The sequence below is a fragment of the Cellulomonas flavigena DSM 20109 genome (assembly GCF_000092865.1).
GTDB classification, from domain to species: Bacteria; Actinomycetota; Actinomycetes; order Actinomycetales; family Cellulomonadaceae; genus Cellulomonas; species Cellulomonas flavigena.
This window is the reverse complement of sequence record NC_014151.1, coordinates 2,603,125-2,623,216: the sequence shown is the minus strand read 5'-3', so window position 1 is coordinate 2,623,216 and position 20,092 is coordinate 2,603,125. Positions and strand designations below refer to the sequence as shown.

The following is a 20,092-nucleotide window of genomic DNA, read 5'->3' as shown; positions in this document are numbered from 1 at the left end:
GGCCCCGCGTCGCACCTCGGGTCCCACGGTGGTCAGCCGGACCACGGCGCACCTGGCGGCACCCGGCGAGCACGAGCACCACACAGCACGAGGATTCTGCGGAGGCACGTATGTGGCACCTGCTCGACGACGAGAGCTTCCCGAACGACGTCGCCACCCCCGCACCGGTCGCGCCCTCCAACGTGCTGTCGATCTTCGGGACGCCCGAGGACGACGGGCCCATGGGCTGGCAGGAGCGCGCGCTCTGCGCCCAGACGGACCCCGAGGCCTTCTTCCCCGAGAAGGGCGGCTCGACGCGCGAGGCCAAGAAGGTCTGCACGCAGTGCGACGTCCGTGCCGAGTGCCTGGAGTACGCGCTCGAGAACGACGAGCGGTTCGGCATCTGGGGCGGCCTGTCCGAGCGCGAGCGGCGCAAGCTGAAGCGCCGCGTGGTCTGACGGTGCTCGTCGCGTCCCCGGCGCGCCGCGCCGGGGCCGCCTGCCGTGCGTCGTGCCGCACCGGCGGCATGATGGCGCGAGCATGACTGAGACGCTGTCCTCCGTGGACCCCATCACCACCGCCGCGGTACCGGTGACGACGCCGGTGACCGCGGTCGTGGTGACCCGAGGGCGCACCCGGTACCTCCCGGTGACGCTCCGCGCGCTCGCAGCCCAGACCCGCCACCCGCTGCGGGTGCTCGTCGTCGACGTCGCCGGCGTCGACGAGAAGGTCGGCACCCTCGTCGACGAGGCCTTCGTCGGCGCCGGGCACCCCGTGCCGCGACTGTCCACGGTGCGCGTGCCGCGGGCCAGGACGTTCGGCGAGGCGGTGCGCGGCGGTCTCGACGTGCTCTCGCAGGCGCTCGACGAGCGCCCGACGACCTGGTTGTGGCTGCTCCACGACGACAGCGCCCCGGCGCCGGACGCGCTCGGACGGCTCGTGCGCACGGTGTCGAACGCGCCGTCGGTGGCCGTCGCCGGCTGCAAGCAGCGCACCTGGACCGATCCCGAGCGGCTGCTCGAGGTGGGCGTCCGCACGACCCGCTCCGGGCGCCGGATGACCGACATCGAGCCCGGCGAGCTGGACCAGGGTCAGCACGACGGGCGGACGGACGTGCTGGGCGTCGGGCTCGCCGGGGCGCTCGTGCGCCGCGACGTGTGGGACGCGCTCGGCGGCACCGACCCCGCGCTGGGACCGTACGGCGACGGGCTCGACCTCTCGCGGCGGGCACGCCTCGCCGGCCACCGCGTCGTCGTCGTGCCCGACGCCGTCGTGCGCCACGCGCAGGCCGCCTACCACGGGCTGCGTCCGGCGCGGGGCGGACCCTCGCGCCGTCAGGACGCCCCGGTCGTCGACCTCGACGGTGACGGCGAGCCCGACAGCGCCGACCCCACCCGCTCGTTCGCCGGCCGACGGCGCGCGCTGCTGCACCAGCGGCTGGTCGGCGCGCCGGCGCCCCTCGTCCCGGTGGTCGTGCTGCTCACGCTCGCGGCCGCCGTGGTGCGCAGCCTCGGGCAGGTCGCCGCCAAGCACCCGCAGCTCGCCCTCGCCGAGCTGCGCGTGGCGCTGCTCGTGCTGCTGCGCCCGCGCGACGTCCTGCGGGCACGACGACGCGTCCGCGCGACGAGCGTGCTCGCCCGCCGCACGCTGCGCCCGTTGCAGGCGACGTGGCGTGACGTGTGGCGCCAGGTGCGTGACCGGCGCCTCGCGCGCCTGGAGTCACGCCGCGTGGGCCGCGCGCCGAGCGAGCTCGAGCTGCGCGAGCTCGCCGCGGTCGCCACGCGCCGCCGGGTGACGCTGGTCGTCGTCGTCGCCGTCCTCGTGCTGGTCTGCGCCACCGCGGTCGGCCGGCTCGTCGGCCCCGTCGCCGCGGGCGCACCCCTCGTGGGCGACGCGCTCGCGCGCGTGACGACCGGCGTGGCCGACGTCTGGTCCGCGGCGACGTCCGGGTGGGTGGCCGGAGGGCTCGGCGGTCCCGGGCCGGCCGACCCGTTCCTCGTCGTCCTCGCAGCCCTGTCCGCCCTGCTCGGTGGCGAGCCGCGCGCCGCCGTCGGCGTGCTCGTCCTCGGCGGTGCCGTCCTGGCCGGCGTCGGGGCGTGGGCCGCCGCGGGCGCCGCGACCCGGTCCGTCCTGGTGCGGGCGTGGGCCGCCCTCGCGTGGGCGTCCGCGCCCGCGCTGCTGCTCGCCGTCGGTGACGGTCGCGTCGGTGCCGTGGTCGCGCACGCGGCCCTGCCGTGGGTCGCGCTGGGACTCGCGCGTGCCGTCGGCGTGCAGCGTGTCGACCAGGTGCTCTCGGCCGTGGCCACCGCGCGCCGGTCGGAGGACGAGCGTGACCCGGACGCCGTCGCCGAGGCGCGTGCGGCGCGTGCCGCCGCCCGTGCCGCCGGCGCGCACGTGACGGCCCGGGTGCCGACGGACCCGGCCGAGGTCGACGTCGTCACGCCCGTGCGCGGCGTCGCCGCCGTGCCCACCCCACGCGCACCCGTCTCGGGTGCGGTCCCGGTCACCCCCGCGCCGACCACGCGCGACGACGCGGCGACGGACGTCCCGGCCCTCGTGGGGGCCCCCGACCCGACGGGCTCGGTCGCCGCGGCCGCGGGCGCCGCGCTCGCGCTCGCCGTCGCGGTCGCCGCCGCTCCCGTGCTGCTCGTCCCCGCCGTCGTGCTCGTCGTCGTCGCGGCGCTCGTCGTACCGCGCGCGCGGGTGCGGGTGCTCGGGGTGCTCGTGCCCACCCTCGTGCTCATGGGCCCGTTCCTCGTCGAGGTCGGCAGTGCCGGCGCGGCCGGTGTGCGGCTCCTGCTCGCCGACCCCGGACCCGGGGCGCCCGTGGCGCCCGCGGCGCCGCTCGCACGCGCGCTGGGCGTGCCCGCGGACCCGGCGGTGCTCGTCCCCGGCGGGCTGCCGGACGTCCTCGCAGCCGCGTGGCCGTACCTGCCGGGCGCCGTCCTGGTCGTGCTCGCGGCGGTCGCGCTGGTGCGGGGAGCGTCGGTCGCGCGCGGCGTGCGCGTCTGCTGGGTGGCGGCGGCCGCCGGCATCGCGGCCGGGGCGTGCGTCGCCGCCGCCCCCCTCGCGGTCACGGCCGACACCTGGGCGCCCGCGTGGACGGGTGCGACGGTCTCCCTGACGACGTTGGGGCTGCTGGGTGCAGCGGTGCTCGGCAGCGACGGTCTCGCGAGCCGGGTCGCCGAGCGGTCGTTCGGCTGGCGCCAGCCGCTCGTCGCCGTCGCGACCGTGCTCGCCGTCGTCAGCGTGCTCTGCGCCATCGGCGGCTGGGCGTGGACCGCGCGCTCCGGTGAGGCGCTCGCGCTGCGTGCGTCGACGACCCCCGTCGTGCCCGTCGTCGGCCAGCAGGGCGCCCGCTCCGCGAGCTCGTCACGCGTCCTCGCCCTCGGCGTGCGTGCCGACGGCTCGGTGGACTGGTCGATGCTGCGCGCCGACGGCGACCAGCACGTCGACCACGCCGCCGCCGGCGCGGCCCGCGGCGTCACGGGCCCGCTCGACGCGCCCCGTCCGGCGCCCGCCGACGCGGCGGCCTCCGAGGTCGGCGCGCTCGCGGCGCGGCTCGTCCAGGGTGCAGCCGGTGACGTCGCCGCGGAGCTGGGCGTCCTCGGTGTCGGCGACGTCCTCGTGCCCACGCCGCAGGACGGCTCCGCCGCCGCACGCGCACGCCTCGTCGGCGTCCTCGACGCGACCGCCGGCCTGGAGCGCGTGACGCACGAGGGTTCCGGGACGCTGTGGCGCGTGCGGGCGACGCAGGGCGAGGCGGTCGTGTCGTGGGCCCGCACGGTGCCCTCGGCCCGCGACGTCGCCGACCCGCTGGCGAGCGCGGTCGCGGTCGCCGCGCAGGGACGGACGGTCGACACCGCCGTCCCGCCCGGTGACGCCGGGCGTGTGCTCGTGCTCGCCGAGCGGGCCGACGCGGGGTGGCGTGCGTGGCTCGACGGCCGGCCGCTGCCGACCGTCGACGGCGGCTGGCGCCAGGCCTTCGTCCTCGGACCCGACGCGGGCCGTCTCGAGGTGCGCCACCACCTGCCCGAGCGCACGCCGTGGCTCGTCGCGCTCGGCCTGACCACGCTCGTCACGGTGCTGCTCGCGGTGCCGCTGCGACGCCGACGGGGGGTACGGGAGTGACGACGACACCGCCGCTCGAGCCGCGGGGGACGGACCGCGAGGGAGCCGACCGCGGGAGGCCTCTGCGCGGGGGACCCGGGCGCGAGAGGGCTGTGCGCCTCGCCCTGCGTGGCGGGTCGGGGCTGCTCGTGGTCGCCCTCGCCGGCGGCGCCGTCGCCGGCGCCACCTACCTGGGCGTCGCCGACCCCGTGGCCGTCGCCGCGGTCGAGGTCGAGGTCGCGCCGACGCCGGTCGCGCTGCAGTGCGCCGGGCCCGTCGTGCTGCCGCAGCGCGCCCAGCGCGGCGACGCCGCGTTCGACCCCGCGCCTGTCGCACCGGTCGTCACGCTCGACGCCGTCACCTCGGCGGCTGCCGGTGCCGGGCCGCTCGCGGTCGCGCCCCTCGGTGGCGGGCCGGCCGTGGACGAGCTCGGAGCGGGCGGCGGCTCCGTGTACGTCCCCGCGGTCGGTGAGCCGCTGCTGGTCCGGGCGCAGCCGCAGGAGGTGCCGCCCGTGGTCGCCGCGACGAGCATGTCCGCGGTCTCGGCGGGTGACGCGCGGGGGCTGGCGGCGGCGTCGTGCCGCGCACCGGGCAACGACGAGTGGTTCGTCGGTGGCTCGACGGCCGTCGGGGCGACGGCCACGCTCGTGCTCACCAACCCGGGGCTCACGCCGGCCCAGGTCGAGCTCGAGCTCTTCGGCCCCAACGGCCCGGTCGAGGCCAGCACGACGCAGCACGTCGTCGCACCGGGGACGAGCAAGACCGTCGACCTCGGAGGAGCGGCGGCCGACCAGGCGGCGCTCGTCGTGCACGTCACCGTCACGGGCGGGCAGGTCGCCGCCCACGTGCAGGACACGGCGGTCCGCGGGTTCACGCCTGCGGGGACCGACCTCGTCGTCCCCGGGACGGGACCCGCCACGCGTCAGGTCGTCACGGCCGTCGTCGCGCCCGCGTCGGAGGTCGGCGCGCCCGACGCGCCGGCGCTGCGCCTGCTCGCCCCGGGGGAGGCGACGACCGCCCGGGTCGCGCTCCTGGGCCCGGACGGGCCTGTCGAGCTCCCCGGTGCGCAGGAGGTCGTGCTCGCGGCGGGCGAGGTCACGGACGTGCCGCTCGGCGGGCTGCCCGCAGGGCCCTACACCGTCGTGGTCGATGCCGGCGCCCCGCTCGTGGCGGGCGCCGTCGTGTCCGCGACGGGGACACCGGGCGAGCTGGACGACGAGCCACGCGTCGAACGGGCGTGGTCGTCCGCGACGCCGGTCGGCGAGCACGGCGTCGTCGCGCTGCCACGCCGGGTGCGCGGGGCGCAGGTCGTGGTCGGCGCGGTCGGTCAGGACGTCGACGACCAGGGCGAGGGGGTCGGCACCCTGCGTGTGCTGGGCCGGTCCGGCGAGGTGCTCGCCGAGCACCGCGTGCGGGTCGACGCGGGCACGACGGGCGCGTGGGCCGTCGCCGACCTCGCGGACGAGGCGGCGGGCGTCGAGCTGGAGCCGACGGGAGGGGTCCCGCTGGCCTGGGGCGTCGCCCTCAGCGTGCGGCAGCCCGACGGGAACCTCGTGGCGGTGCTGGACCCCGTACCGGTGACGGGGACGTCGTCGGCGCTCGCGGTGCGCGAGGACGCGCGCTCGGCGCGGGGCTGACGGCCGACGCTCAGCGCGCCGCGCCGCGCAGCTGCAGCCGCTCCCGCACACCCAGGCCCACCCGCAGCGCCCACCGCACGGGAGCCTGGTACCAGTGGTGGAACCGGCGTTGCATGTACTGCAGCGCGCTCGCGTGGTGCGCCCGGATCATCGGCCGGGGACGCTCCCGCCACGACGTGCCGCCCACGTGCGTGACGCGGACGTCGGGCACGTAGAGGTTCTCCCACCCCGCGCGGCCCAGGCGTTCGCCCAGGTCGACGTCCTCGAAGAACATGAAGTAGCTCTCGTCGAAGCCGCCGACCTGCTCGAACGCCTCGCGACGCAGGAGCAGGCACGCCCCGGACAGCCAGCCCGCCTCGCGCAGGTACCCGCCGGTGGACTCCTGGCGGGCGTGGTACGCCCGCGTCCACGGGTTGCCGGGCCAGATCCGCGCGAACACGGCATGACCCGCACCCTGGCGCAGCGACGGCAGGGCGCGCGCGGACGGGTACGTCGTGCCGTCGGTGTTGAGCAGCATGGGCCCCAGCGAGCCGGCGCTCGGCTGCTCCTCGCCGGCGGCGACGAGGCGCTCCAGCGAGCCCGGGGTCCACTCGATGTCGGAGTTCGCCACGACGAGCCACGGGGCGCTCGCGCCGGACGCCCCGCGGTTCGCGGCGCTGCCGTACCCGACGTTGCCGCCGGGCACCACGAGCCTCCCGCCGTGCTCCTCGACGACGCGCGAGGCGACCGTGTGGTCCGTGCCGTTGTCGACGACGACCAGCTCGACCGGTGCGCTCGACGCGGTCGCCAGGGTCTCGGCGAACCGGGCGAGCTCGTCGCCCGGGTGGTACACGACGCAGACGACCCGGACGACCGCGGGTGCCGTGCCGCCGGGGGAGCGCACCTCGACGGGCTCGGGGGAGGAGGACGTGGACATCGAGCGCAACACTAGTCGGCGGACGTCACTGCCCGTCGCCGTAGTCCGGGTCGACGTCCTCCGGGGTCAGCCCCAGCAGGTGGGCGACCTGCTCGACGACGACGTCGCGCACCAGGTCGGCCAGGTCGGCCGCGTCGGCCGCGCGGGCCTCGACGGGCCGGCGGTACACGACGATGCGGTGCGGCAGCCCGGCGTCGGCGGGGAAGTAGCGTCCCAGCGGGACGCCGCCGTGCTCCCACGGCGCCGGGTTGGACGGCGGGACGTCCTCGACGGCGAACTCCGCGCCGTCGAGCTGGCGGGCCCACCGTCGTTCGAGGTCCTCGACGGCGTCGAGCACCAGGTCGTCGAAGCGCTCGGCACGGGTGCGGTACGCGGGCAGTGCCATCGGGACGACCAGTCCCCGCAGGCCGCGCCCCCGCCGGTCCCGCCGGCGCACCGGTGCCGGCGGCGCGGCGGGGGTGTGCACGGTGCCGAGGCGTCGGCGCAGCGCCTGCGGACGACCGCCCTCACCGGGGGGCGACGGGCGGCGGGGGCCGAGCGGACTCACCCCGCCACTGTAACGACCGGCGGGGGCGACGCCGCGCCGGCCACGTGGCCCGACACGCGGGTGGCGCGAGTGACACGGCACCGCCCGACGGGGGTACCGTCTGCTCGTGAGATCCGTCCGGCAGTGCTCGCGCACGGCGTGCCCGCACGCGGCGGTCGCGACGCTGACCTACGTCTACGCCGACTCGACCGCCGTGCTCGGTCCGCTCGCCCAGCTCGCGGAACCGCACTCGTACGACCTGTGCGTCGAGCATGCCGACCGGCTGACGGCGCCGCGGGGGTGGGAGGTCGTGCGCCTGCTGCCCGACCTGCAGGCGGCGGCCCCGAGCCACGACGACCTCGTCGCCCTCGCGGAGGCCGTGCGCGAGGCGGGGCGGCGACGCGTTCCCGAGCCCGCGCCCGCGCTGGCACCGGTCGCGCCCCCGGCCCCCGACACGTCCCGGCGCCGCGGCCACCTGCGCGTCGTGCCGGGCGCGTCTCCGGCGGAGCAGGAGTGAGCGCGCCCCGCGACCGCCGGTCGCCCGCGGACGAGCCGCTGGGCTCCATCACCCGGCCCCTCGTCGACGACTCGGCGATCGCCCCCGCGTGCCATGCGTGCGGCGCACGCGACCTCACACGCGTGCGCGTGGCGCTGCCCGACGGCCGCCCCGCCGTGTTCGCGTCGTGCCCCGCCTGCGAGTCGACGGCGTGGTTCGTCGTGGACGGCGACGGACGAGCGCTCGGGCCCGACGGCACCCCGCGCACCTGACGCGCTGCCGTACGCCGGCACGACGCCGGCCCCACCACCCCTGGAGATGCCATGACGACGACCGACCCCACCGGCGGTGCGGCGACGCCGCGTCCTGCGACCGACCTGGAGCCGTGGGCGCGTGCGCTGCTGCGCTGCCCCGTGACCGGCGCCGAGCTCGTCGACGGCGTCGACGAGGCGGGCGCACCGGTGCTCGTCTCGACGGACCCGGCCCGTCCGCTGGCCTACCCCGTCGTGGACGGCATCCCGGTGCTGCTCACCGACGAGGCGCGTCCCGCCTGAGCCGCACCGCGCAGGCGCGGCGAGGCGCCGTCAGGACTCCGGGTCGGGGACCCCGTGCGGCAGGCGGCGCAGGAGCGCCGCCTCGACCTGCTCGCGTCGCACGCGCTCGAGCTCGACGACGGTCTCGCGGCGACCCCGCTCGGCGAGCACGGCGGACAGGAACACCTCGGGGTGCGTCCCGGCGGGTGGCGGCGGGCTGACGTACGGCCGCAGGTCCGCCGCGAGGCGCGTGCCCAGCTCCGCCCGGGAGCCCGGGTGCAGCCGGGGTGCCCGTGCGAGGAACTGACGCACCGCGAGCGCGAGACCGTCGGGGAGCCGTGCGACGTCGGCGTGCGCCGCCCAGCCGGCGAGCTGGGGCGGCATGACCGCGGCGGAGCGCACCGGTGCCGCGGCGCGCACGCGTGCGGCGTAGGTGCCCGCGAGCACGTCGCCCAGGCGCTTGCCGCGCGGGTGCGCGACGGAGCAGATCACCGCGACGGACCCGAGCGTCAGCCAGAGCTCGCCGACGCCCACGAGCGCGCGGACCACGGCCTGCCGGAACACGATCGAGCCGCCGTCGTCCCGCACGATCCGCACGCCCGCCGCGAGCTTGCCGAGCGACCGGCCGCGCGTCAGGGTCTCGACGGTCGTCGGCAGCACGACGGTGACGACGACGAGCGCGAGGATCGCCAGGATGCGCCCGGTGTACTGGTCGAGCGGCAGCGCGAGGTTGTCCAGCACGAGCGCGGCGAGCACGACGAGCACGAACAGCACGACGAGGTCGACGATCGCCGCGAGCAGGCGGGAGGCGACGGACGCGGCCCGGGTGTCGAGGACGACACCCTCGCCGATGACGACACCGTCCTGCAGGTCCGTGGCGCGGGGCGTCGTGGCGGTCACCCGCGCAGACTATCCGCCGCCGGTGCGCGGCGCGTGGAGGTCACGGCGGACCCGGCGCGGTGGCAGGCTGGTGCCGTGGACCTCGACGCCTACACCCTCGCGCGCACGCCGACCTGGCAGCGCCTCGACGAGCTCGCGCGCCGGCGCCGCCTCACCGGGGCCGAGGCCGACGAGCTCGTCGCGCTGTACCAGGCGACCGCGACCGACCTGTCCGCGGTCCGCTCGGCCGCACCCGACCCGGAGACCGTGACGCGCCTGTCGCACGTGCTCGTGCGCGCACGTGGGCGCCTGTCGGGAGCGCACGCGCCCTCGTCGGCGGACCTCGCGGCGTTCGTCACCGTCCGTCTGCCCGCCGCGCTGTACCGCGTGCGCTGGTGGACGCTCGCCGTGACGGCCGCCTGCGTGGCCGTCGCGGTGGCCACCGGCGTGCTCGTCGCCACCTCGCCCGAGGCGCTCGCGCTCATGGGCACCCCGAGCGAGCAGGAGGAGTACGTCGAGCGCGCGTTCGCGGAGTACTACACGCCCGGCGCCGGCTTCGCGACGATGGTGTGGACCAACAACGCATGGATCGCGGCGATGTGCGTCGCCACCGGGATCTCGGGGATCGCGCCCGCGTACGTGCTGCTCACCAACGCGGTGAACGTCGGTGCTGCGGGCGGCCTCATGGCCTCGCACGGCCGACTCGACGTGTTCCTCCAGCTCATCGCACCGCACGGCCTCCTGGAGCTCACGGCCGTCTTCGTCGCCGGTGCCGCGGGTCTGCGGCTGTTCTGGACCTGGGTCGACCCCGGGCCGCGCACGCGTGGGCGCGCGCTGGCGCAGGAGGGTCGTGCCCTGTTCACCGTCGCCCTCGGGCTCGTCGGTGTGCTCGCCGTGTCCGGCCTCGTCGAGGGGTTCGTCACGGGCTCGTCGCTGCCGTGGCCCGTGAAGGTCGTGATCGGGGCGGCCACGCTCGCGGGGTTCTGGGCGTACGTCATCCTGCTGGGCCGCCGGGCCGTCGCCGCCGGGCACACGGGAGACCTCGACGCCGACCGCGCGGGGTACACGGTCGCCACGGCCGGCTGACGTCTCACCGCTCGTACCGCACGACGTGCGTGTCGGCGTCACGGTGAGCGTGGCGGTTGGGCGGGGGAGAGCCAGAGGGTGTCGTGGTCGGCCAGGAAGCGGACCGGAGCGGGCACGTCGGCGTCGGGGCGCGGGGCGCGGGGCAGGTCGAGCAGCTCGCGCGGGCGTCCGACGGGCGCGCGCCTACAGGCGCCCGGCCGCCTTGAGGGCGAGGTAGGTGTCGGCAAGACGGGGCGCCAGATCGTCCGGCGTGCCCTCCACCACCTCGACCCCGCGCTGGCGCAGCCGCACGCCGACGGCGGCGCGCTCGAGGGCCGTGCGCTCGGCCGCGGCGGCGTCGAACACCTCGTCCACCGTGCGGCGCGTGGTCCGCAGCTCCTCGAGCTCGGGGTCCGCGACCGCGGCGAGCACCACCTGGTGACGACGCGTGAGACCGCCGACGACGTCGAGCAGCCCCTGCTCGACCGACGCCGGGTCGAGCGACGTCAGCAGCACGACGAGCGCGCGCCGGCTCAGGCGCGAGCGGACCTGGCCGACCAGGCCGGGCCAGTCGGTCTCGACGAGCGCCGGCTGGACACCCGCGAGCGCGTCCGCGAGCGCGGGCAGCACGCGCGAGGAGTGCGAGTCCACCGCGCGGGCGCGCACCCGCCGGTCGAAGGCGAGCAGCTCCACGCGGTCGCCCGCGTGCGCGGCGAGCACCCCGAGCAGCAGCGCCGCCTCGATCGACGCCTCCAGGCGCGTGCCGTCGAGCACGCGCGCCGCGCTCGTGCGGGACGTGTCGACGACGAGCAGCACGTGCCGGTCCCGCTCGGGTCGCCACGTGCGGACCACGACCTCGCGGCGCCGGGCGGTGGCGCGCCAGTCGATCGACCGCACGTCGTCGCCGTCGACGTACTCGCGCAGCGAGTCGAACTCCGTGCCGGCGCCGCGCACCTGCACGGCGGCCCGCCCGTCGAGCTCCCGCAGCCGTGCGAGGCGCGAGGGCAGGTGACGACGGGATGCGAACTCGGGCAGCACCCGCAGCCGGCCGGGGACGTCGAGCGACGCCTGGCGCCCCGCGACGCCCAGCGGACCGAGGGTGCGCACCGTCACGCGGTCGGCGACGGCGTCGCCGCGGCGCGTGGGGACGAGCCGCGTGGTGACGCTGCGCTGCTCGCCCGGCGGGACGTCGACGCGGTGGCGCGGTGTACGCGCCCCGGTGGCGTCGACGTCGGGCAGGGCCGACGGTGGCCACGCGTCGCGCACGACCGCGCGCGCGGTGCGGTGCCCCACGTTGCGCAGCACGAGCACCGCGTCGGCGGCGCCCGTCAGCCGCACCGACGCCGGCAGCCGTCGCGTGACGGCGAGCTCGCGCGGTGATGCGGCGAGCACGACGTCCGCCGCGCAGAGCGCGACGACGACGAGCGCCCACACCAGGACGGTCAGGGGAGCGGGCAGCAGCGCCACCGGGACGAGCCCGGCGAGCGCCACGAGGACCGCACGCGACGTCAGGGCCACGTTCTCACCGCGGGACCGCGACGGACGCCAGCACGGTGTCGAGCACGGTCTCGGCCGTGACGCCCTCGATCTCGGCCTCCGGGCGCAGCTGCACGCGGTGCCGGAGCGTCGGGTGCGCGAGCGCCTGGACGTCGTCGGGCGTCACGTAGTCGCGGCCCGAGAGCCACGCCCACGCGCGCGACGTCGCCAGCAGCGCCGTGGCACCGCGGGGCGACACCCCGAGGCTCAACGACGGCGACGTCCGGGTCGCGCGGCACACGTCGACCACGTAACCGAGGACCTCCGGGCTGATCTGCACGTGCGCCACCTGCGCGCGGGCGTCCGCGAGCTCGTCGGCGCCCGCGACCGCGCGCAGGCCGGCGGCCGCCAGGTCGCGCGGGTCGAATCCTGCGGCGTGCCGGCTGAGCACCTGGACCTCGTCCTCACGCTCGGGCAGCGGCAGCAGCAGCTTGAGCAGGAAGCGGTCGAGCTGCGCCTCGGGCAGCGGGTAGGTCCCCTCGTACTCGACGGGGTTCTGGGTGGCGACGACCACGAACGGGTCGGGCAGCCGGCGCGGCTCGCCGTCCACCGTGACCTGCCGCTCCTCCATGGCCTCCAGGAGCGACGCCTGCGTCTTGGGGGGTGTGCGGTTGATCTCGTCGGCCAGCAGGAGGTTGGTGAAGACGGGACCCTCGCGGAACGAGAACTCCGCGGTGCGCGCGTCGTACACCAGCGAGCCGGTGACGTCGCCGGGCATGAGGTCGGGCGTGAACTGCACCCGCTTGGTGCCCAGCGACAGCGCGCCGGACAGCGAGCGGACGAGCAGCGTCTTGGCGACGCCGGGCACGCCCTCGAGCAGCACGTGCCCGCGGCACAGCAGCGCGATGATGAGGCCGGTGACGGCCGCGTCCTGCCCGACGACGGCCTTGCCGACCTCGGTGCGCACGGCCGCGAGCGCGGTGCGCAGCTCACCGCTCACGGCCGGCGAGGCGCCGGGCGTGCCGACCGGCCCGGGGGGCGTGGCGGGCGGGGTCGACGGGAGCGGGCTCGGCGACCCGTCCCAGGGATGGGGGGGTGGCGTCTGGTCGGTCACGGTCGGTGTACCTCGCTCTCCAGGTGGTGCAGGTCGTCGGCGAGCCGCACGAGGCCCGCGTCGTCGGTGGGTGGCGGGCCGTAGACGAGCGTCTCGACGTCGCCGGCGGACCGTCCGGTGGCGCGTGCGACGGCGTCGACGAGCGTCGGTGCGTCGGCGGAGCGCGGCAGCCCCAGGCGGTGCGCGACGCGTGCCGCGGTGCCCGCGCGCAGCGCCGCCGCGGCGTGACCGTGCGCGCGCGCCCGCCGGTAGAGCCGACCGCGGCCGCGGGTCGCCTCGGCGGACCGGACGACGACGGGCAGGGGCTCGACGACGATCGCCCCGAGGCGCCGGGCACGCCACACGACGGCGACCGCGAGCACCAGCAGCAGCCACGCCCCGACCGGCCGCACCCACGGCACGAGGTCGGTCAGCGAGGTCTCGTCGTCCGTGCCGGCCGCGCCCAGGTCGCCGAAGGACGGCACGTACCAGACGAGGTGGTCGTGGCGCCCCAGCACGCGCAGCACGAGGGCGGCGTTGCCGACCTCGTCGATCGCGGCGTTCGTCAGGGGCTGGAGGTCCGACAGTGCCGTGACACGGCGGCCGTCCTGCTCGAGCGTCACGTAGGCGCCGCCTCGGCCGTCCGGCTCCGTGGGGAAGCAGGTCGTGGCGCGCCCGTCGAGGTCCTCGTACCCGCCGGCGGCGCTGATCGTCCCGGCCGCCCGGGCGTCGGGGTCGTCGCAGGCGGCGTCGCGCTCGACGCGGCTCGCACCGTCGCCCGCGGCGACGACCCCGGGTGCCAGCGTCGTCAGCGCCCACCCGGCGTCGACGAGGACGAGGTCGTCCTCGAGGTCCGCGAGCGCGTCGACCTGCTCCTGCGAGAGGAAGGCGTCGCCGACGACGAGGACGGTGCTGGCGCCGGTCGCGGCCGCGACGGCGTCCGCGGTCGTGGTGACGTGCTCGACCGTCACCCCCTGCCGTTCCAGCACCTGCGCGGCGGCGCGCGAGCCGGAGGCACCGGGGTTGTCGGGGGCGCCGGGGTCGGTGCTGGTGGGCGGTGCGGGCAGCGTGAGCACCAGGGCGCCGCCGAGGACGAGCGCCAGCACCGCGAGCCAGGGCCGGGCGCGGCGCCACCGGGCGCCGGCACGCGACCGCCCGGTCGTCCCGTCGCCGACGACCTCGTGCGCGCGGGTCGTCGTGGCGCTCACGCGGGCACCGCCGTGGGGCGTGCCGCACGGACGGCCTCGTCCAGGGCGCGCAGGCGGGCGTCGTCCTGGGCGGTGGCCGTCCGGTCGCCGTACACGACGTCGTCGAACAGGTCGCCACCCGACCGCAGCCCGTCCACGAGCCCGGGCAGTGCCGCGGCGGCCAGCCGGGCGGCCTCGTGCGCGGTGCGGCCCGGGCGCTCGTCCAGCAGACCGCGCTCCTCGAGCCCGCGGACCACCGCACGGAAGCGGTCGGCGACGGCCGTGGACCACGCTCCCGCGGCTGCGGCGGCGTCGGCCGACGCGCGCAGGTCGGCGGCCGTGCGCCGGTCGTCGGCGTGCAGGACGCCCGTGCGCCGGCGCCGGGCCCCCGCACGCACCGGGCCGGCGACCCGCAGCGCGACGAGCACGACCGCCAGGACGACGCCGACGACGACCAGCAGCGCGGTGAGGTGGGACATCCCGAGCGCCGGCAGCTGGTCGAGCTGGTCGGCCACCCAGTCCAGGAGTCGCTGCAGCAACGGCTCTCGGCGGTGGTAGGCGGGGTCAAGCAGCTCCTCGCGCACCCAGCGGCGCGCGGTCGCGGCATCGGGGTCGACGGGGACCCCGGTCAGGACGTGCACGTCACGACCCGCCCGTCATGCGGTGCCCGTCGCCGCCCGGGCGAGCTCGAGGTCGAGGCCCTCGCGCCGCATCCGGACGTCGACGTAGAGCAGGGCGACCACCGCGGCGAGGAACGTGGTCGACAGGGTCATCCCCACGACCTGGCCGATCGCGGAGACGAGCACCGTGAGGTCGTCGCTGCCGGTGGCGAAGGACGCGAGCGCGGCTCCCATCGACGCCGGGAAGAGGAACAGGTACATGAGCACGTAGACCAGCAGGTTCGCCAGCAGGTAGATCCCGAGCAGCCGCCAGAAGCTGCCTCGTGTGAGCCGCCAGGCGCGCGCCACGGTCGGCCAGAAGCGCTTGCCCTCGAGCATGAGGGCGGGCGGGACGAGCAGGGTGCGGGCGGTGACCCACACGGACGCCGCGATCAGGGCGAGGCCGCTGACGACCGCGACCGCGACGGTCCATGCGGCCGACGTCCCGGTGCCGGCGAGCAGCGCGATGATCCCGACCCACAGCCCGAGCGCCAGCGCGGCGGCGAGCACCTGCAGCAGGCCGAAGCCGACCAGGAGCCACACCCGGCGGGTGCGCCACACCTCGCGCACCGCGACGCGCTGCCCCAGGACCGACCGGCTCACCGAGACGATGAGCAGCCCGGTGAGCACCGACGTCACCGGCACGAGCAGCGGGCCCGTCAGTGCCTGCCCACCCCCGGCCGACATGAACTCGGAGATCACCGCGGCGTCGGTGGGGGAGGTGCCGTCCTCGAGGGAGACGTCACCCAGGGCCGCGCCGAGCAGGCTCGTGACGTAGAGCGACACCGCCGTCTGCAGGGCCACCGCGACCGTCACGACGACCGCCGACAGCCCGAACATCACGGCGGGGTTGGCGCGCACGGCCCGCACCGCGCCGTCGAGGATCTCGCCGAGCCCGAGCGGGCGCAGCGGGATGATGCCGGGCTGGGCCGCGGGGGCCTGCCACGGCGGGGCGCCGGGCGGCGGCGCGCCCCACCCGGCGGGAGCCTGTGCCGCCGGCGTCCCGGGCGCTGGTGCCGCACCCCACCCGGGCGGGGCCGGGGGCGCGCCCCAGCCCGCCGCGCCACCGGGCGGCGCCGGGGGCCTCGGCGGCGGAGGCACGGGCGGAGGTGTGCCGTCGGCCGACGGGCGCGCCCACGTGCCGGGGACCGGACCGTCGTCCTGGGCGGAGGTCATGCGTCGGGGCTCCTCGGGTCGGGCGTACGCGTCGCCGAGCGTGTCGGCGGTGTCCCATGGTGCCACGGTGCAGGTGAGCGGAGGCGTGGGGACGCACCGTCACCCGACTGCGCGGCGCGCTCGCTCCACCCCACGGCCGTCCGGTGAGAGGATCGACGCCATGAAGGGACGCGTCCTGGTGGTCGACGACGACACCGCTCTGGCCGAGATGATCGGCATCGTGCTGCGCTCGGAGGGTTTCGACCCCGTCTTCTGCGAGGACGGCGACGAGGCGCTCGGCGTGTTCCGGGCCACGCAGCCCGACCTCGTCCTGCTCGACCTCATGCTCCCCGGCAAGGACGGCAACGAGGTGTGCCGGCAGATCCGCGGCGAGTCCGGCGTCCCGATCGTGATGCTCACGGCGAAGAGCGACACGATCGACGTCGTGCTCGGGCTCGAGTCGGGTGCCGACGACTACATCTCCAAGCCCTTCAAGCCCAAGGAGCTCGTGGCACGCGTGCGGGCCCGGCTGCGCCGCAGCGACGAGCCCGCCCCGGAGCACCTGACGATCGGGGACCTCACGATCGACGTCCCCGGTCACCGCGTCGAGCGGGCGGGGCGCACGATCTCCCTCACGCCGCTGGAGTTCGACCTGCTCGTGGCGCTCGCGCGCAAGCCGTGGCAGGTGTTCACCCGCGAGGTCCTGCTCGAGAAGGTGTGGGGCTACCGGCACGCCGCCGACACGCGGCTCGTCAACGTCCACGTGCAGCGGCTGCGCTCGAAGATCGAGACGGATCCCGCGCGTCCCGAGATCGTCGTCACGGTGCGCGGCGTCGGGTACAAGGCGGGCGTCGCGGGGGCGTGAGGGTGCTGCGCAGCGCCGTGCACGTCGGGGACGGGGGAGCGACGCCGTGGCGCCGCTGAGCTCGTGGGGCCGGCGCCGCCTGGTGCTCGGCCGGCACCGGGCGCGCGGCCTGGTCCGGCGCTGGCGCTCGTCCCTGCAGCTCCGCGTGCTGTCGTCCACGCTGACGATCGGGCTCGTCGCGCTCGCGGTCATCGGCGTGTACGTCAGCCAGCGCACGTCGGGCGACCTGTTCGAGCAGCGCCTGCAGCAGGTGCTCCGCGAGAGCGGGCGGAGCACGCAGCAGACGCAGGACGTCGTGTCGTCGTCGACGGCGAGCACGGGCTCCGACGTCGTGCAGCTGCTCTCGGACGTCACGACCGCGCAGCGCAACGGCAGCTCGGGGGAGCGCGACGTCTTCATGTTCCGTGCCCGCGGTCAGGTCGGCTCGATCGGTGTGGCGACCGCGACGGACCGCGATCTCGCCTCGCTCGTCACCCGGGAGCTCAAGGACGCGCTCGCGGACGGCGGGCAGCACTGGCAGTCGGTGGCGATCCCCGCGGCCGACGGGAGGACGTCGCCCGGCATCGTGGTGGGCCAGGAGGTCGACGTGCCCCTGGCGGGTGCGTACCAGCTGTTCTTCCTCTACAGCCTGCAGTCCGAGCAGGACCGGCTCGACTTCCTGCTGCAGACGCTGACGCTGGCGGCGGTGGCGGTGGTGGCGCTCCTGGGCGGCATGACGTGGATGGTGACGCGCCGCACCGTGCACCCGGTGCGGCGGGCGGCGCACGTCGCCGACCGGCTCGCCGACGGTCACCTCGCGGAGCGCATGACGGTGCGCGGTCAGGACGAGATGGCGACGCTCGCGCGCACCTTCAACGAGATGGCGGAGAGCCTGCAGGACCAGATCCGCCGCATGGAGGAGCTCTCGACGCTGCAGCGACGGTTCGTGTCGGACGTGTCGCACGAGCTGCGCACGCCGCTCACCACCATCCGCATGGCGGGCGAGGTGATCCACGGCGCGCGCGACGACTTCGAGCCGGCGGTCAAGCGGTCCGCCGAGCTGCTGGCCACCCAGCTCGACCGCTTCGAGGACCTGCTGGCCGACCTGCTCGAGATCAGCCGGTTCGACGCCGGCGCGGCGGTGCTGGACGCCGAGCGCCGCGACCTGCGCGACATCGTCCTGCAGGCCGTCGACAACGCGACGCCGCTGGCCGGCCGTCGCGGGTCCTGGTTGCAGGTGGACCTGCCGGACGAGCGCGCGGACGCGGACGTCGACCCGCGCCGCGTCGAGCGGGTCCTGCGGAACCTGCTCGTGAACGGGATCGAGCGCGCCGACGGGTCCGCCGTCGAGGTCCGCGTCGGTGTCGACGCGGCGGCGGTGGCCGTGACCGTGCGCGACCACGGCGTCGGCATGACGGCCCAGGAGGCGCTGCACGTGTTCGACCGGTTCTGGCGCGCCGACCCCGCGCGGGCGCGCACGACCGGCGGCACGGGCCTGGGCCTGGCGATCTCGCTCGAGGACGCGCACCTGCACGGCGGCACGCTCGAGGCGTGGGGACGTCCGGGGCGCGGCGCCTGCTTCCGGCTGACGCTGCCCCGCCGTGCGGGCATCCGGCTCGACGGTTCACCGCTGCCGCTCGTCCCCGAGGACGACGAGCCGGCTGTCGCGCCGACCACACCCGCACGCGGCACCGACCCCGCCGACCTGCCCGACCTGCCGCCCATGACCGGGGAGATCGCCATCGTCAGCAACCCGACCGACCCGGCGCGGACGGACGTGCGGCCCGACGACCCGGCACCGACGGCGCCGGGTGCGGGACCGCGGGGCCGGTCGTGAGGCGGGTCCGGGCCGCGACGTGTCTCGCGGCGCTCCTGACGGCGCTGACGGCCTGCGTCGCGATCCCGACGGACGGGCCGGTCACCGAGGGCCGCGCGGACGCCGGGCTGGACGGCGACCAGGACGTCGTCGTGGTCCTCGCGCAGGGACCCGAGCCCGGGGCGGACCCCGAGCGGATCGTCGAGGGCTTCCTGCTCGCCTCGGACGCCGAGGTGACCGGTGAGTTCGAGAAGACCCGGCAGTTCCTGGCCGCCGACGCCAGCACCGAGTGGGACCCGGGCGCGGGGACGGTCGTCACGAGCAGGTTCGAGGTCGAGCAGACCGGCGACGCGCAGGTCACGGTGGAGCTCACGGTCTCGGCCAAGGTCGACGCGGACGGCCGGTACCTCGAGACGCCGTCGGACGCGGTCGAGACGCTGCGCTACGAGCTCGTGCAGAACGCTCGGGGGGAGTGGCGGATCGCCTACGCCCCCGACGTCCTGGTCGTGACGGCGCGCCGGTTCGTGCAGCAGTTCCGCCCCGCGTACCTGTACTTCCTCACGCCGGACGAGAAGCTCCTCGTGCCGGAGGTCCGGTGGTTCCGCGACCGCAACGTGCCCACCGCCGCGGTGCGGGCGCTGCTGGCCGGTCCCTCACCGTGGCTCCAGGACGCCGTGGTGACGGCGGTGCCGCCCGGTACGGAGCTCAAGCCTGCGGCCGTCGCGCTCGAGGGCAAGGTGGCGGAGATGACGCTCGAGCCCGCGGCGGCCGTGCAGGACGCGGACCGCGGCCTGCTGCTGGCGCAGCTCCGTGCGACGCTGGAGCGGCTCGGCGTGGACAAGCTGGTCGTGCGCGCCGGGGGTGCGCCGCTCGGGGGTGCCGCCACGGCACTGGCGGCCCCCGACCCGGGCGAGCTCGAGCTGCTGGTCGACGGCCAGGCGCTGCGTCTCGTCGGTGGGTCGGCCGTCCCGGTCGACGGGGTCGGTGCGGTCGTGGGCTCGCGGCCGCACAGTGCGGCGCGCACGGCCGACGGCGGCGTGCGCGTGGCCCTCGCGGACGCCTCCACCCTCGTCGCCGTGCCGGTCGGCGACGCCGAGCAGCGCACGCTGCTCACGGGCCCCGCGCTCGCCGCGCCCTCGGCCGACAGGTACGCGTGGGTCTGGACGGCCCGTGGCGACGCCGCGGGGCGGCTCGACGCCGTCCGGCTCGACGGCACGGCCGTCGAGGTCACCGCGGACTGGCTCGTCGGGCGCACGGTGGAGGCGGTGCGCGTGTCGCGTGACGGGACGCGCGTCGCGGTCGTCTCGCGCGGTGCGGAGGGGGCGACGCTCGAGGTCGCCGGCGTGACGCGGGACGAGCGAGGCGTGCCGCTGACGCTCGGCGCGGCGGTGCGCGCCGGTGCGTCCCTCACCCCGACGCGATCGCTGGTGTGGGTCGACGACGTCACCCTGGGCGTGCTCGCCGACGGCGACGCGGGCCCGACGCCGTACCTGGTCCCGGTCGCCGGCAGCAGCACCCCGCTGCCCGCGGTCGCGGACGTCGTGGACATCGCTGCCGACCGGGGCACGCGCTCGCTGTACGTCGTCACGGCGGACGGTGACGTGCTGCGGCACGAGGGCGGCACGTGGGTCGCGGTCCCGGGCGTGACGGACGTGCTCGAGGTCGCCGGGGCGGCTTTCCCGGGCTGACGCGGTGCCGGCCGTGAGGCCCGCGGGCCGAGC

18 protein-coding genes are annotated in these 20,092 nt (G+C 77.0%); 10 read left to right on the top strand and 8 right to left on the bottom strand.

Going from position 1 to position 20,092, the window contains the following annotated elements; translation table 11 throughout:
- Positions 1-110: 110 nt before the first annotated feature.
- The 3 genes from CFLA_RS11875 (at position 111) to CFLA_RS19070 (ending at position 5,726) form a co-directional block, all read left to right on the top strand.
- On the top strand, positions 111-437 hold the full coding sequence (locus CFLA_RS11875; RefSeq protein ID WP_013117571.1) for a WhiB family transcriptional regulator: 327 nt from the start codon (positions 111-113) through the stop codon (positions 435-437).
- An 82-nt stretch (positions 438-519) separates the two neighbouring features.
- The gene (locus CFLA_RS11870) at positions 520-4,110 is read left to right on the top strand and encodes a glycosyltransferase family 2 protein (RefSeq protein ID WP_013117570.1); all 3,591 of its coding nucleotides are present in this window, start codon (positions 520-522) and stop codon (positions 4,108-4,110) included.
- 92 nt (positions 4,111-4,202) lie between these two features.
- Positions 4,203-5,726: a DUF5719 family protein gene (locus tag CFLA_RS19070; RefSeq protein WP_013117569.1), complete on the top strand. Its 1,524-nt coding sequence runs from the start codon at positions 4,203-4,205 to the stop codon at positions 5,724-5,726.
- 10 nt (positions 5,727-5,736) lie between these two features.
- Here CFLA_RS19070 and CFLA_RS11860 read toward each other — a convergent pair whose 3' ends face one another.
- Both CFLA_RS11860 and CFLA_RS11855 read right to left on the bottom strand, forming a co-directional pair.
- Positions 5,737-6,642: a glycosyltransferase family 2 protein gene (locus CFLA_RS11860; RefSeq protein WP_013117568.1), complete on the bottom strand. Its 906-nt coding sequence runs from the start codon at positions 6,640-6,642 to the stop codon at positions 5,737-5,739.
- Between the two features lie 25 nt (positions 6,643-6,667).
- Positions 6,668-7,189 carry a metallopeptidase family protein gene (locus CFLA_RS11855; RefSeq protein WP_342626024.1) on the bottom strand — a complete coding sequence of 174 codons (522 nt, stop codon included), beginning with the start codon at positions 7,187-7,189 and terminating at the stop codon, positions 6,668-6,670.
- Positions 7,190-7,295: 106 nt separating this feature from the next.
- Here CFLA_RS11855 and CFLA_RS11850 point away from each other — a divergent pair, with 106 nt between their 5' ends.
- The 3 genes from CFLA_RS11850 to CFLA_RS11840 are packed head-to-tail and all read left to right on the top strand — an operon-like array spanning position 7,296 to position 8,218.
- A complete protein-coding gene (locus CFLA_RS11850; RefSeq protein ID WP_013117566.1) occupies positions 7,296-7,685 on the top strand; it encodes a DUF3499 domain-containing protein in 390 nt (129 codons plus the stop codon).
- Entirely contained in the window at positions 7,682-7,936 is a 255-nt protein-coding gene (locus CFLA_RS11845; protein WP_013117565.1) for a hypothetical protein, read from the top strand. Before CFLA_RS11850 ends, CFLA_RS11845 begins: the two co-directional genes overlap by 4 nt.
- Before the next feature lie 51 nt (positions 7,937-7,987).
- Positions 7,988-8,218, top strand: a complete 231-nt coding sequence (locus CFLA_RS11840; protein ID WP_013117564.1) for a Trm112 family protein — start codon at positions 7,988-7,990, stop codon at positions 8,216-8,218.
- Between the two features lie 30 nt (positions 8,219-8,248).
- On the opposite strand, the gene CFLA_RS11835 is transcribed toward CFLA_RS11840, so the two are convergent.
- A complete protein-coding gene (locus CFLA_RS11835; protein ID WP_013117563.1) occupies positions 8,249-9,097 on the bottom strand; it encodes an RDD family protein in 849 nt (282 codons plus the stop codon).
- Positions 9,098-9,172: 75 nt separating this feature from the next.
- Here CFLA_RS11835 and CFLA_RS11830 point away from each other — a divergent pair, with 75 nt between their 5' ends.
- Positions 9,173-10,162 carry a stage II sporulation protein M gene (locus tag CFLA_RS11830; RefSeq protein ID WP_013117562.1) on the top strand — a complete coding sequence of 330 codons (990 nt, stop codon included), beginning with the start codon at positions 9,173-9,175 and terminating at the stop codon, positions 10,160-10,162.
- A 183-nt stretch (positions 10,163-10,345) separates the two neighbouring features.
- Here the strand turns inward: CFLA_RS11830 and CFLA_RS11825 are convergent, their stop codons facing one another.
- The 5 genes from CFLA_RS11825 to CFLA_RS11805 all read right to left on the bottom strand — a co-directional run bounded on the left by CFLA_RS11825 (position 10,346) and on the right by CFLA_RS11805 (position 15,732).
- Positions 10,346-11,659, bottom strand: coding sequence for a DUF58 domain-containing protein (locus tag CFLA_RS11825; RefSeq protein WP_013117561.1), 1,314 nt, complete (start codon positions 11,657-11,659; stop codon positions 10,346-10,348).
- A gap of 4 nt (positions 11,660-11,663) precedes the next feature.
- Positions 11,664-12,617, bottom strand: coding sequence for an AAA family ATPase (locus tag CFLA_RS11820; protein WP_052302840.1), 954 nt, complete (start codon positions 12,615-12,617; stop codon positions 11,664-11,666).
- Between the two features lie 110 nt (positions 12,618-12,727).
- Positions 12,728-13,918, bottom strand: coding sequence for a DUF4350 domain-containing protein (locus CFLA_RS11815; RefSeq protein WP_013117559.1), 1,191 nt, complete (start codon positions 13,916-13,918; stop codon positions 12,728-12,730).
- Positions 13,915-14,538 (bottom strand): DUF4129 domain-containing protein, encoded by a 624-nt coding sequence (locus CFLA_RS11810; protein ID WP_013117558.1) that lies wholly within the window; start codon positions 14,536-14,538, stop codon positions 13,915-13,917. Before CFLA_RS11810 ends, CFLA_RS11815 begins: the two co-directional genes overlap by 4 nt.
- A gap of 15 nt (positions 14,539-14,553) precedes the next feature.
- A complete protein-coding gene (locus tag CFLA_RS11805; RefSeq protein WP_013117557.1) occupies positions 14,554-15,732 on the bottom strand; it encodes a hypothetical protein in 1,179 nt (392 codons plus the stop codon).
- Between the two features lie 160 nt (positions 15,733-15,892).
- Here CFLA_RS11805 and mtrA point away from each other — a divergent pair, with 160 nt between their 5' ends.
- Genes mtrA through CFLA_RS11790 form a run of 3 tightly spaced genes read left to right on the top strand, consistent with a single transcriptional unit; the run spans position 15,893 to position 20,059 of the window.
- On the top strand, positions 15,893-16,576 hold the full coding sequence (mtrA, locus tag CFLA_RS11800; RefSeq protein WP_013117556.1) for an MtrAB system response regulator MtrA: 684 nt from the start codon (positions 15,893-15,895) through the stop codon (positions 16,574-16,576).
- Between the two features lie 46 nt (positions 16,577-16,622).
- On the top strand, positions 16,623-18,392 hold the full coding sequence (gene mtrB, locus CFLA_RS11795; RefSeq protein ID WP_013117555.1) for an MtrAB system histidine kinase MtrB: 1,770 nt from the start codon (positions 16,623-16,625) through the stop codon (positions 18,390-18,392).
- Positions 18,389-20,059, top strand: a complete 1,671-nt coding sequence (locus CFLA_RS11790; protein ID WP_013117554.1) for an LpqB family beta-propeller domain-containing protein — start codon at positions 18,389-18,391, stop codon at positions 20,057-20,059. The genes mtrB and CFLA_RS11790 overlap by 4 nt, the downstream gene beginning before the upstream one ends.
- Positions 20,060-20,092 lie beyond the last annotated feature (33 nt).

What these genes read in the sequence shown, in the direction of transcription:
- CFLA_RS11870 (WP_013117570.1), top strand. Translation starts at nt 520, where the DNA reads ATGACTGAGACGCTGTCCTCCGTGGACCCCATCACCACCGCCGCGGTA.
- CFLA_RS11860 (WP_013117568.1), bottom strand. Translation starts at nt 6,642, where the DNA reads ATGTCCACGTCCTCCTCCCCCGAGCCCGTCGAGGTGCGCTCCCCCGGC.
- CFLA_RS11805 (WP_013117557.1), bottom strand. Translation starts at nt 15,732, where the DNA reads ATGACCTCCGCCCAGGACGACGGTCCGGTCCCCGGCACGTGGGCGCGC.
- mtrA (WP_013117556.1), top strand. Translation starts at nt 15,893, where the DNA reads ATGAAGGGACGCGTCCTGGTGGTCGACGACGACACCGCTCTGGCCGAG.
- CFLA_RS11840 (WP_013117564.1), top strand. Translation starts at nt 7,988, where the DNA reads ATGACGACGACCGACCCCACCGGCGGTGCGGCGACGCCGCGTCCTGCG.
- CFLA_RS11875 (WP_013117571.1), top strand. Translation starts at nt 111, where the DNA reads ATGTGGCACCTGCTCGACGACGAGAGCTTCCCGAACGACGTCGCCACC.